At 30.1% G+C, this 12,637-nt stretch carries 10 protein-coding genes; 3 read left to right on the top strand and 7 right to left on the bottom strand.

Annotation, left to right across the window (positions count from 1 at the left end; translation table 11 throughout):
- Positions 1-45: 45 nt before the first annotated feature.
- The 6 genes from ACWYN7_RS01560 to ACWYN7_RS01535 form a co-directional block, all read right to left on the bottom strand.
- Complete coding sequence (locus tag ACWYN7_RS01560) at positions 46-741, bottom strand: phosphoribosylanthranilate isomerase (RefSeq protein WP_462858091.1); 696 nt, start codon at positions 739-741, stop codon at positions 46-48.
- Positions 742-852: 111 nt separating this feature from the next.
- Entirely contained in the window at positions 853-1,641 is a 789-nt protein-coding gene (gene trpC, locus ACWYN7_RS01555; RefSeq protein WP_462858090.1) for an indole-3-glycerol phosphate synthase TrpC, read from the bottom strand.
- Between the two features lie 22 nt (positions 1,642-1,663).
- Positions 1,664-2,017, bottom strand: coding sequence for a four helix bundle protein (locus ACWYN7_RS01550; RefSeq protein WP_462858089.1), 354 nt, complete (start codon positions 2,015-2,017; stop codon positions 1,664-1,666).
- Positions 2,018-2,347: 330 nt separating this feature from the next.
- Positions 2,348-3,340 carry an anthranilate phosphoribosyltransferase gene (trpD, locus tag ACWYN7_RS01545; protein WP_462858088.1) on the bottom strand — a complete coding sequence of 331 codons (993 nt, stop codon included), beginning with the start codon at positions 3,338-3,340 and terminating at the stop codon, positions 2,348-2,350.
- Entirely contained in the window at positions 3,340-3,915 is a 576-nt protein-coding gene (locus tag ACWYN7_RS01540; RefSeq protein WP_462858087.1) for an anthranilate synthase component II, read from the bottom strand. Before ACWYN7_RS01540 ends, trpD begins: the two co-directional genes overlap by 1 nt.
- Before the next feature lie 155 nt (positions 3,916-4,070).
- Positions 4,071-5,462: an anthranilate synthase component I family protein gene (locus tag ACWYN7_RS01535; protein ID WP_462858086.1), complete on the bottom strand. Its 1,392-nt coding sequence runs from the start codon at positions 5,460-5,462 to the stop codon at positions 4,071-4,073.
- A gap of 659 nt (positions 5,463-6,121) precedes the next feature.
- Here ACWYN7_RS01535 and ACWYN7_RS01530 point away from each other — a divergent pair.
- The 3 genes from ACWYN7_RS01530 to gatB/aspS are packed head-to-tail and all read left to right on the top strand — an operon-like array spanning position 6,122 to position 11,132.
- On the top strand, positions 6,122-6,391 hold the full coding sequence (locus ACWYN7_RS01530) for an Asp-tRNA(Asn)/Glu-tRNA(Gln) amidotransferase subunit GatC (protein ID WP_462858085.1): 270 nt from the start codon (positions 6,122-6,124) through the stop codon (positions 6,389-6,391).
- Between the two features lie 2 nt (positions 6,392-6,393).
- On the top strand, positions 6,394-7,794 hold the full coding sequence (locus ACWYN7_RS01525) for an amidase family protein (RefSeq protein WP_462858084.1): 1,401 nt from the start codon (positions 6,394-6,396) through the stop codon (positions 7,792-7,794).
- Positions 7,794-11,132: a bifunctional amidotransferase subunit GatB/aspartate--tRNA ligase AspS gene (gene gatB/aspS, locus ACWYN7_RS01520; protein WP_462858083.1), complete on the top strand. Its 3,339-nt coding sequence runs from the start codon at positions 7,794-7,796 to the stop codon at positions 11,130-11,132. Before ACWYN7_RS01525 ends, gatB/aspS begins: the two co-directional genes overlap by 1 nt.
- A 65-nt stretch (positions 11,133-11,197) precedes the next feature.
- Here gatB/aspS and ACWYN7_RS01515 read toward each other — a convergent pair whose 3' ends face one another.
- A complete protein-coding gene (locus ACWYN7_RS01515; RefSeq protein ID WP_462858082.1) occupies positions 11,198-12,466 on the bottom strand; it encodes a porin in 1,269 nt (422 codons plus the stop codon).
- Between the last annotated feature and the right edge of the window lie 171 nt (positions 12,467-12,637).

Raw genomic sequence — 12,637 nt, 5'->3', positions numbered from 1 at the left:
ATTGTTAATTTGTGCGGATTTTTACACACTTCAACGATTACACAATTACACATATATTTTATTTTTAAACTCTTTTAATTCTTCGATTTTCTTTCTACCTGGCTCAATTTCAAATTTACTATTTACATCTAACGCATAAATGGGTAAATTTGTTTTTCTTACTATTTGGATTTGTTCTATATCTTCTGGACCAATTCCACCACTCAAAAAGAAAGGCTTATCATATGGATATTTTTCTAAAACAGACCAATCAAATTTTGTTCCATTTCCTCCTCTTTCTTTTCCTTTTGTATCGAATAAAAAATAATCGACAACTTCTAAATAAGGCTGTAAAACATCAAAATTAAATTCATCTTTAATTCCGAAAACTTTAATGATTTCAATTTCATTTTTAGAGATATAATGTTGATTTTTCTTCTTTTTAATTTGCTTATTTTCTTCGATAAACAAAGCTCTGTTTTCTGCTAATTGTTTCTTTAATTCGATAATATATTCTACAGATTCATCACCATGTAATTGAATAGCATCTAATCTATACTCTTCTACCAAAGAAATAACAATCTCTATATATTCATTAACAAAAACACCTGTTTTTTTTATTGAATTTGAAAATTCTGGAATAATACCTTCAAAATTTCTTTTGGATTTTTCATAGAAAATAAACCCTAAATAATCAGGATTTAATTCAGCAACTTGCTGAATATTTTCTATGTATTTCATTCCGCAAACTTTTAGCTTCATGCTGAATATTGTTTAATTGTTTATTCGTTTAACTGTGTAAATATTCTTATTCATTTTATATTCTTCACTATTCAATTACACTTTTAAACAATTACACATTTACACTATTTTCTACCTAATTTGACTGATAAATTCTTGACAAGCCTCTCCAGGATTTTCTGCTGCCATAAAACTCTCGCCAATTAAAAACCCTTGAAAACCAAATTCTTTTAACCCTGTAATAATTTTTGGATCAGAAATTCCGCTTTCTGAAACCTTAATACAAGTATCAGGAATTTGATTTGCTAATTTTATAGAGTGCTCTAAATCAACCTCAAACGTTTTTAAATTTCTGTTATTGATTCCGATAATTTTGTTATCTAAATCATTAATTTTATCTAAATCTTCTTGCGTATGTACTTCATATAAAACACTTAAACCCAAATCTGTAGCAAGATTTCCATAGTTTTTTAACTCTGCTGATGTTAAACAAGATGCAATTAATAAAATTACATCTGCACCAATGGCTTTAGCTTCTACAATTTGAAAACCATCCACTACAAAGTCTTTTCTTAAAATTGGTTTTTGTTGATTAATTGTTCTAGCTTCCATTAAATCTGCCATAGTTCCTCCAAAAAAAGAAGTATCTGTTAAAATGGATTGAGCAGCAACATTTGCATCTAAATAACCATTGGTTACTTCTGTGATTGTAGCTTTATCATTAATAATTCCTTTGGATGGAGATTGGCGTTTAAACTCGGCAATTATTCCTGTTGAACCCACTTCTAGCAACGCTTTTTTTAACGAAAAAGGTGTTCTATCAAAACTAGGACTTTCTACTAATTTTTTAACAGGAACTTCTGCTTTTATTTTAGCAATTTCCTTCTTTTTAAATGCGATTATTTTATCTAAAATTGTCATTTTAATAATTACAAATTTTTAATTATGAATTACGAATTGTCTTTTGAATACTTTCGATAATTTTTAAAATTTCTTCAATATCTGTCAATAATGATGCTGATTCTTTTTCAGACAAGAAGTCAGTATCTTTTAATAAACGAATCCAATAATGAGATTCACGTGCTTCTTTATATGCTATTGTTAATTTAGCAAAAAAGTCTTTTCTACTTTGCCCTCCAATAGCTTCTTCTACATTAGCTCCTATTGAAGTGCCTGAACGTAATAATTGTTTACTTAATACAAACTCTTTCTTTTCTTGTGATAAATGTTTATACAACTTAACAACTCTAACAGCGAAATCATAGCTTTTTATCTGTATAATGTTGTGTTTTTTCATCACTCGTAATTAAGAATTCGTAATTATTAGCTATTCAATTTCTTATTTCTATTCCTTAAAAAAAAGTAAACAATTACACCTACTATTAAACCAATACTCATTTGTTTAAAAAGATCTTTGGTTTGTATTCCTATCGCTGTTCCTATCAACAAAAATGCAGGAATAATTAGAATTATATTGTTTTTCTTTTTTGTCATTATTACTTTTTATTAAAACAGCTCGATACTAATTTGTTTATTCTTCTCAAATTAACTCAATGAGACAGTACGTATGTCAGTTCTAGTGATTTTCGATTTTTTTTGAGAAAATTGTATCGAGAACTTTTTCATTTTATAAACTTACTAATTTTTCTAATGTTTGTTTGGCTTTTAAGCCAAATAGCGAATCTTTAGCTTCTGTAAATGCAGTTTCAAAAGACTTGTTTTCATCAACAATTGTTAATGCAAACGCTGCATTTGTTAAAACAACATTATTTTGAGCATCAGTTCCATTTCCGTCTAAAATAGACTTAAAAATCTTTGCTGCATCATCCACAGAATTTCCACCAAATATTTCTGATTGTTGTATTCTTTTCTGACCTAAATCTTCAGGATTTATCAATTGCTCTCCGTTTTTAGTAAACAGCTTAAATCCGCTAGTGAGCGAAATTTCATCATAACCATCTAAGGCGTGAATAATTCCGTAATTGATAGTTGAGTCTTCTTGCAAAATGTAATTATACAAACGTGCAACCTCTAAATTAAAAGTACCCAACATGTGGTTTTTTGGTGAACTCGGATTTACCAAAGGCCCTAACATATTAAAGAATGTTTTTAATTTTAACGCCTTTCTTGTTGGTCCAACCGCTTTCATTGCTGGATGAAATTTTGGCGCATGCAAAAAACAAATATTCGCTTTTTCTAAATGCGTTTTTAAAATGTTTTCATCATTGGTAAAATTGTAACCAAAACTTTCTAACATATCTGAAGATCCAGATTGTGAAGACACAGAATAATTACCGTGTTTTGCTACTTTTTGTCCTGTACCTGCAACAATAAAAGAGGTTAATGTTGATATATTAAAGGTGTCTTTTCCATCTCCACCTGTTCCCACAATATCAATGCTATTGTAATCTGATAAATCTACTTTTATTGATAATTCTCTAAGTGCATCTCTAAACCCAGAAAGTTCATCAACTGTGATTGGGCGCATCATAAAAACCGTCATAAATGAAGCCAAATGCGCATCATTATATTTTTCTGATGCAATATCTATCAGAATTTTTTTGGCTTCAGATTTAGACAATCTCTCGTGATTGTATAATTTGTTTAAAATTGATTTCATTACGAATTTGCATTGATAAAATTAGTAACCAACTGCTCACCAACATCAGTTAAAATAGATTCTGGATGAAATTGAACCGCTGAAATTGGAAAAATTTTATGCTCAATTGCTTGTATTAATCCATCTTCATCTCTAGCAGTTACTTTTAATTCTTCTGGAAAACCTTCATCTGTTGCTGCCCAAGAATGATAACGTGCTGCTAAAAATGTTTCTGAAACATCTTTAAAAATAGTCGCATTTTTATCTGTTACTTTCATTTCAGTGGCAACTCCGTGGAAAACCTCATCTAAATTGATAATTGTACCTCCAAAAACTTCAGTGATTGCTTGCAAGCCCAAACAAACTCCGAAAATTGGCTTTATTCCTGCATAGGTTTTAATTACTTCTTTTAAGATACCTGCTTCATCAGGTATTCCTGGTCCTGGAGATAACATTATGATATCGTAAGTACCTACATCTGCAATACTGATTTCGTCGTTTCTAAAAACTGCAGGAAAATTCCCTGTAATTTTTTCTACCATGTGTACCAAATTGTAGGTAAACGAATCGTAATTATCTAAAATTAATATTTTCATATTCTTTTGTTGTGTAATCGTTTAATTGTGGATTTGTTTAATTGTTTACAAATCTTTATTAAAATGCTCAATCTGCGTTAGGGATTGAATGGTCTGTTTGAGCTCTTTTTTGTTTTTCTCAAAAAAAGCGAGTAATGAAAGCCCGTTAAAACGCCCTAAATATTCTCTGCTAAAATCAACGCTTTTTTTAACGCTGCTAACTTATTATTTACTTCTTGTAATTCCTTTTCTTCATCAGAATGAATTACAATTCCTGCTCCTGCTTGGTAATATAAAGTCTTGTTTTTACTTACAAAACTACGAATTGCAATGGCTAAATTTACAGAACCATCTAAACCAATAATACCAACTGCGCCTCCATAAAATCCACGAGATTGATTCTCATATTTATCAATTAATTGCATTGCTTTGTATTTTGGTGCACCACTTAAAGTACCTGCAGGAAAAGTATCGCCCACAATTTCTATAGGATTTCCTTTTAATTGACCAGAAACTGTAGAAACCAAGTGAATTACATGACTAAAATATTGCACTTCTTTAAACACCTCAACCTCTACATTATCTGCATGTTTGCTTAAATCATTTCTCGCTAAATCTACCAACATTACGTGTTCTGCAGTTTCTTTTTTATCTGCGGATAGTTTTTTGCCCAACTGAATATCTTTTGCCATATCACCAGTTCTTCTAAAAGTACCAGCAATTGGATTAATAGTTGCTTTACCTGCAGAAATTTTAATTTGTGCTTCTGGAGATGACCCCATCAATTTAAAAGAACCATAATCGAAATAAAATAAATATGGAGATGGATTTATAGAACGTAAAGCTCTATATACATTAAATTCATCTCCTTTAAATTTTTGTTGAAACTGGCGAGATAAAACCAATTGAAAAACGTCTCCTCTTTTACAATGTGATTTTGCTTTTTTAACATACTCAATAAACTCCTCTCCTTTTACATTTGATGTTTCCTTACCAACAATATCAAATTTTTGAGTGTTAAAAGTTTGTGCATCTATAATTGTCTGAATTTCTTTAATGCGAGATTCAGTACCTTCTTCTATATTTTCTATCAAAGTCATTTCATCATTAAAATGATTGATAGCAATAATAAACCTGTAAAAACTATATTGTAATAAAGGAATTGCAGAAGGAGCATCAGCAACAGATAATTCTATATTTTCAAAATATTGAACAGAATCATAGGTTGTATAACCATACAAACCATTAAATGATTTCAATTCAGCTGGGCAATCTAAAGCTATTGATTTACTATAGTTTTCGAAAATAGTATTGAAGTTTCTACCAATTTCTTGATTTTCTAATTCAACTCCATTATGCGAAAAACTTAAATGATGGTTTTCTGCTTTTATAGAAACCACAGGCTCAATAGCTATAAACGTAAAACTTTCGTCTTTACTATGATAATCTGAACTTTCTAGTAAAAGTGTATTTGCATATTTATCTCTAAAACGTAAATATAAACCTACAGGAGTTATAGTGTCTGCAATTTTAGTTTTGTGAATGGTTTTAAACTGTATTTTTTTCATTTTTATGCTGAAATAGATTCAGGATCTTTTTATTTATTATGCTGATATAAATTCAGCATAAAAAAAGGCTTATCGTGAGATAAGCCTTTTTTTATATTTTATACATATAGGATTAGTTCTCACTTATTAGATAAGAGAGTTCCACCACCAAGTATTATTTATTATATTCTTCATACTGAGTTACAAATGTAAAGAGCTATTTCTTTTTGCACAAATTTTCTTTTATCTTTTTTTTCTTAATTATACTTTTTAAAAGAAAATTTTAATAAATCGATTTCGTACTTACATATATAAATCTAATATTATTATTAAAACATTATTTATAACCAATTAAACATATTTTGTTTACAATACCAAACATAAACCTTTAATTTGTAACTCCAAACAACGTGTTTGATTTGAATTTACTGAATTAATGTCTACACCAATGATTTATCTATTAAATTATTGGTGTTTTCATTTAAAAACTAAACAATTAACGTGGCAGAGAAAACAATTCTATATATATTTGCCCACAATTAATAATGATTATGAATAATAACAACAATAATAATTTTAATAATCCTAATTTTTAGGATAAGAAGGTTGTTGTTTAGAAATATATAAATAAAGCCTTCCGAAATCGGAAGGCTTTACTTTTTAATTAAAAGCATATTAAGATGAGTAAAATTATGACAGTAGACATATTGTCTAGTATTAAAGGAGCTCAGCCCTCAGAAGCTGTAAATCAATTATTTGAAGTAATTAAAAATGCCAATGCTACAAATAATAATTCTTTTCAAAATAATCATAATAATGCTGTTTCTCTAGATGATTTAAGAGATGACGTTGTAATAGATAGCCCAAGTGCAGAAAAACAAATCATCATAGAAAATTTTCCTAAGGAAAAAAACGGCTATTTAGTTGTTTCTAAAGTGATCGAAGAATAAATATGAAATCGCAAATACACAAAATCCATCAACAATTGATGGCCAAAGAATTTACGTGTACTAAGTTAGTACAAGACAAATTAGATTTACTTAAATCTAACGCGTACAATTCTGTAAATTCTTTGTTAGATAAAATGGCGTTAGATTTAGCAGCAAAAGTTGATGCAAAAATTGAAAGCGGACAAGAAATCGGACTTTTAGAAGGAATTCCTTTTGGAATTAAAGACGTTTATATGGTACAAGGAACGTATACTACAGCAAGTTCTGATTTACTAAAAAATTATAAATCTGCTTACACAGCAACAGCCATTCAAAAATTATTAGATGCTGGCGCAATTCCGTTAGTAAAAGAAAATTGTGATTCTTTTGGACATGGATCATCCTCTGAAAACACCATTTTTGGTGCGGTTAAAAATGCCATAAATCCTGATTTAGTTTCGGGAGGTTCTAGTGGTGGTTCTGCAGTAAATGTAGCAAAAGAGTATACTGTTTTTTCTATTGGTGGAGATACAGGAGGTTCTATTCGTCAGCCAGCAGGCTACAATAATGTTTACGGTTTAAAACCAACTTATGGTAGAATTTCGCGTTTTGGAATTATGGCTTACGCATCTTCTACAGATTGTGTTGGGCCAATTGCAAAATCGATCGAAGATATTAGAATTGTTTTAAATGCGATGAGTGGTAAAGATATAAAAGATCAAACTACGTATCAATCAGAAAAAATATCCGAAGAAACTATTTTAAATACTGATAAAATAAAAACCATTGGTTATTTTAAAAACTTTATCGATAGTGATGCTATTGATGCTCAAGTAAAAACTGATTTTTTAGCATCCATAGAAAAAATAAAATCCAAAGGAATAAAAGTAAAAGAACTAGATTTCTTTGAATCTGACACCTTAGTTTCTACGTATTATACATTAGCAATGGCAGAAACTGCTTCTAATTTATCTAGATTAGATGGCACAAATTATGGCAACAGAATTGAAGGTGATAATTTAAAAGACACCTATTCTATTACTCGTTCAGAAAATTTTTCTGAAGAAACAAAACGTAGAATTGTGGGTGGAAATCAAGTTTTATCGCAAGGTTTTTCTGATGAAATTTATCTAAAAGGATTGAACTTAAGAGATCAAATTGCTGATAATTTTGAAAAAGACTTTAATGAAGTTGATGTGATATTATCGCCAGTAACACCATCTACTCCACCAAAAATTGGAGATAGTTTAAACGATCCTTTGGCTATGTATTTATCAGATGCTTATACAGTTGGTTTTAGTTTAGGCCAATTACCAACGTTAACCATACCAAAAGGAACTGCAACTGGTTTGCAAATTTCAGCGGCTAAAAATAATGATGCATACGTTTTACAATTCGCTAATTTCTTAAATGATTTGATATAATGGAGCTAGAGAAATTAAATGATTTATTAAAAAAATACGAGTTAGAACTTGTAATTGGTTTAGAAACTCACGTTCGTTTAAACACAAAATCGAAACTGTTTTGTTCTTGTGCAAATCAAGAAACAGAACAACCGAATACAAATATTTGTTCTGTATGTACTGGACAAATGGGTGTTTTACCATCTGTAAACAAAGAAGCAATTACCAAAGCAATTTACTTTGGAAAAGCAGTAAAATCTACTTTTGAAAATGAGGTGATTTCTTGGGATCGTAAACATTATGAATATCCAGATAATCCTAAAAATATACAAATTACTCAGTTTCATAATCCTGTAATTCCTGATGGACAAGTTTCTTGTTTTAGAAATGATGGATCGCAATTTACGGTAAACTTAACGCAAGTTCATATTGAAGAAGATGCTGCAAAATTAATGCACGAAAAGAAAATTTCTTTGGTCGATTTTAACAAAGCAGGTGTTCCTTTAATTGAGATTGTTACAGAACCTTGTATTCGTCATATAGAAGATGCATCAACTTACGCACAATACATTCAGAGAATTGTTCAAAATTTAAAAATCTCTGAAGCAAATTTGGAGAAAGGGGAATTTAAATCGGATGTTTCTGTATCACTTAGAAAAAAACACAGCTATAATTTAAATCCTCGTACAGAAATCAAAAACTTGAATTCTTTTAAGTTTATGATTGAAGCTTTAAAAGAAGAAGTTGAAAAGCAACTGAATTACTATATAGAACATAAAGAATTTAGACCAGACCAAACCACTGTTTTGTTTGATGCAGATTTAAAGCAAACCAAAACAATGCGTAAAAAGGAGTTTGAAGCAGATTATCGTTTTATTTCTGAACCAGATTTGCCTTTTGTAAGTATTAAAAATGTTGTAGAAACTATTGATGTTGATATTAGTTCTTTGCCTTTTGCAGTAGAATCTATTTTGATAAAAGGTGGAGTTTTACCACAAGATGCTAAGTTTTTTACTGCGGATTCTTTACGTTCTGAAACTTTTATTGCAATTAATAACGTGATAAAAGATCCTTCTTTTGTGGCTAAAACTTTAGTAAATAATATTGCTGCTGATGAATATGCCAATATTCATAATGTAAATCAGTTGATTGAAATTTTTCAATTATTTAAAGCGGATAAAATTACTTCTGTTTTAGTACAGAATGGAATTACAAGATATTTAAAAGATAGAACTTTCGATTACAATAAGTATTTTGAAGACAACACCATTTCTGAAGATAAAATTAAAGATGCTGTATCTAAAGTAATTTCTGAAAACGAAGCTATTGCTAACGATATTAAAGCTGGAAACCAAGGTAAAGCCGGAATTTTAGTTGGTAAAGTCATCAAAATTATTGGAAAAGGTGCTTCTGGAAAAGTGATTCGTGAAGAGATTCTTAACGCTGTTAGCGATTCACCTTTAACTGTTAGTCAACAACCAAAAGCTAAAGACCAAAAGCTAAAAGCAAATAACGAAAAGCAACAAAAAAGTACTGATAACCAAGAGTTGCAACAAACTCCCATAATAATTAAGGATAACTACAGAACCCATAAAATATCAGATTTATCTGATGATTCTATCAACATAGAAGTAACATTATCTGGTTGGGTTTCTAGTGTTAGAGATCATGGAGAATTAATTTTTATCGATTTAAGAGATTCTAGCAATCAAGTTTTTCAAGTTCGTTTAAGTAGAGAAACTTTCCCGAATTTAGATGAATTGGTAAAGCTAAAACCAGAAACTGTTATTATGGTTACTGGAGTTGTAGTTCAGAGAAGAAAAGACGATTACAATTCAGGTTTAAGAACTGGTAAAATTGAGCTTGAAACAGCTACATTAGAAATTTTAAATTTATCTAAAACATTGCCTTTTGAAATAAAAAGAGCCATGAAAACCAATGAAAATGTTCGTTTTCAATATAAGTTTTTAGATCATAGAAATGATGATGTTCGCAAAGCAATTGTAAACAGACATAAAGTAATTAAGTTACTGCGTGATATTTTAGATGAAGAAGAGTTTTTAGAAATAGAAACGCCAATTTTAACTGCAGGAACTGATGAAGGTGCAAGAGAATTTATTGTACCAACCAGAAAACAAGCAGGTTCTTTTTATACATTACCACAAGCGCCTCAGCAATTTAAACAGATGTTGATGGTAGGTGGATTTGAAAAATACTTCCAAATTGCACGTTGTTTTAGAGATGAAGATTCTAGAGGAGATCGTCAGCCAGAATTTACACAATTAGATATTGAAATGGCATATGCAAGTATGCAACAGATTATCGATTTAAACACCAAAATGTTTAACGAAATTGTAAAGAAAATTTATGGTAAAAAATGGATTTTACGTCCTTTTGAAGTAATTACCTACAAAGAAGCTATGGATAAATATGGTTGTGATAGACCAGATTTACGTTATGGTTTAGAAATGCAAGATATTACTAACATTGTAAAAGATACTACTTTTCAAGTGTTTAGTAAACCTATTGATGATGGTGGAATTGTAAAATGTATTAAAGTTTCTGCTGCTGAACAAGGCAACAAGCGTATGTCTAAAGGACAAATAGAAAACTTAACTGCCATTGCTCAACAACATGGTTTAGGAGGATTAGCCTATATCATTGTAAATGAAAATGATTTGCAGTCGCCAATTATTAAGTTTTTAGGTGAGGAAATTGCAGCTAATATTATAAAAGCAACTGATGCTCAAATTGGTGATATTGTATTTTTCTCTGCAGCAGATTATGCTACAGCAAACAAAGCTTTAGATGCTGTTCGTCAAGAAATGGGAAGAATCTTAAAGTTGATAAATCCTAAGGAATTAAGACCAGCTTGGGTTGTAGATTTCCCAATGTTTGAAAAAACAGATGAAGGCAGATGGACGTTTACACACAATCCTTTTTCTATGCCAGCTGTTTACGATTTAGAAAAACACATGAATGGTAAAGATGATGAAATTGGAACCATAATCGCACAACAATATGATTTAATCTTAAATGGTTACGAAATTGGTGGAGGTTCAGTTCGTGCACATAAAGCAGAAATTTTGGAAGCAACTTATAAAAATATGGGTTATAACAAAGAAGAAATGATGAAAAGTGTAGGAACCATGTACAAAGCGTTTCAATATGGAGCACCTCCTCATGGAGGAATTGCTTGGGGAGTAGATCGTTTAATGATGATTTTAGAAAAGAAAGCTTCTATTAGAGAAGTAATGGCTTTCCCAAAAACGGGAACATCAGAAGATTTATTATTTAATGCACCATCAATTCTTTCTGATAAAAAAGTAGAAGAAATGAATGTAAAGATTATGAGATAGATTATTGATTTTATCGAATTTATAAACAAAAAAATCCTGCTTTACGCAGGATTTTTTTTTTAAAATTATTTTAAAGATACCTGATATTGTAAAACAGCCATTCCTTTATAATTTTTTTGTTGCAATGTAGTAGCATCAAAAATAGGACGATGTTGATAACCCAAACTTAATTTTCTACCATGTTTACCATCCATTAAAAAGTTGATAGTAAAATCGTAAACTGTCATTTGCTCCTTTAACACATCCCAATTAGAACTCTGTACAGCAATATTAGGCTGAATAACCATTGGATAACCTAAAAATTTAGATTTCTTAAAGGCATAGCCAAACTGAGTATACCAAGTTGTACCTGTACCAATCATCGGAAAAGCAACACCAGCTCCATTAAAATCAGAACCTCCTCCAGAAGTAGGATTATTTGCACCTACATTTCTAATATAATCTTTACCAAAATCATAATCGTAAAAACCTAAGTATGCAGTAATTGCACCTCCATTTTGCAAAGGTAAATTTAAAAAAGAATCTACTGCCCAGTGTTTCATATCATACAAATTGGTTGTTGCCAACAATGCATCACCATCACTCATTGCTTTTTCTTGAAACTGAAACCCTGCTCCAATATTAAATACTTTTTTATCTTGAACATAAGTACCAGTTTGATAAGCCGATTTATTAGATTCATGCTCAAAGAATTGATATTTTACATAAGAAGACGTTTTAACTCTTGGTTTGTTATTTGCAAAATCTACACCTGCTGAAGGCACACTTGTAACCGCAATTGGATTACCAAAACTTAATCGATAATCAATTTTACCTACTTTACCTTTAGCCCAAACACCTAACACTCTACCAATTTCATCTGTTTTATTTACTGTATTTAATGCAAATAATGGGGAGTCTAATCCCATTAAAGTTTTATTAGAACGCACATTCCATCTATTTAAACCTTGCCATCCAGATTTTCCTATACCAACTTCAAAGGCTTCGCTAAAAGCATATTCTACATATAAATCTAAAATTCTCATCGGAAAATTGTTCGACTTAAAATTATAATTATTACCACCAATAATAGAATAGAAATATAGTTTTGGAGTTAATTGAGATGTAACAGGAATTCTTAATCTTCTTATGGAAACATCTGCATAACTAGCTGTTGGTTCACCATTTACCAAAGACCCTTCATTTAAATCTGAATAACGCATCCATATTTGTGCTCTTACATTCCATTTAATAGTAGGTTTAAAACCTTCTTTTTCTTGACTATACATAAAAATTGGTGAGAGTAAAATAACTGCTATCAAAGATATTTTTACGATACTTTTTACTATTTTCATTTTATTGTAATGCTTTAATTAAGACACAAAACTAGGGGGATATTCTTTTGCATAAAGTGACAAACATCATATTTGAACAAATAATCCATTTTTTTTACTAAATCGATTACTTACTTGACGTTTTATTCTACAAATCAAAAATCAAAATCAACCAAATAAGCAACTTTATGC

The sequence above is a fragment of the Polaribacter sp. M10 genome (assembly GCF_054968445.1).
The sequence above is the reverse complement of the archived record's forward strand: the minus strand, read 5'-3'. Positions and strand labels throughout refer to the sequence as shown.

Bases quoted from the DNA above. Each gene is read 5' to 3' on its own strand.
- ACWYN7_RS01560 (WP_462858091.1), bottom strand. From the start codon at position 741: ATGAAGCTAAAAGTTTGCGGAATGAAATACATAGAAAATATTCAGCAA.
- trpC (WP_462858090.1), bottom strand. From the start codon at position 1,641: ATGACAATTTTAGATAAAATAATCGCATTTAAAAAGAAGGAAATTGCT.
- ACWYN7_RS01550 (WP_462858089.1), bottom strand. From the start codon at position 2,017: ATGAAAAAACACAACATTATACAGATAAAAAGCTATGATTTCGCTGTT.
- trpD (WP_462858088.1), bottom strand. From the start codon at position 3,340: ATGAAATCAATTTTAAACAAATTATACAATCACGAGAGATTGTCTAAA.
- ACWYN7_RS01540 (WP_462858087.1), bottom strand. From the start codon at position 3,915: ATGAAAATATTAATTTTAGATAATTACGATTCGTTTACCTACAATTTG.
- ACWYN7_RS01535 (WP_462858086.1), bottom strand. From the start codon at position 5,462: ATGAAAAAAATACAGTTTAAAACCATTCACAAAACTAAAATTGCAGAC.
- ACWYN7_RS01530 (WP_462858085.1), top strand. From the start codon at position 6,122: ATGAGTAAAATTATGACAGTAGACATATTGTCTAGTATTAAAGGAGCT.
- ACWYN7_RS01525 (WP_462858084.1), top strand. From the start codon at position 6,394: ATGAAATCGCAAATACACAAAATCCATCAACAATTGATGGCCAAAGAA.
- gatB/aspS (WP_462858083.1), top strand. From the start codon at position 7,794: ATGGAGCTAGAGAAATTAAATGATTTATTAAAAAAATACGAGTTAGAA.
- ACWYN7_RS01515 (WP_462858082.1), bottom strand. From the start codon at position 12,466: ATGAAAATAGTAAAAAGTATCGTAAAAATATCTTTGATAGCAGTTATT.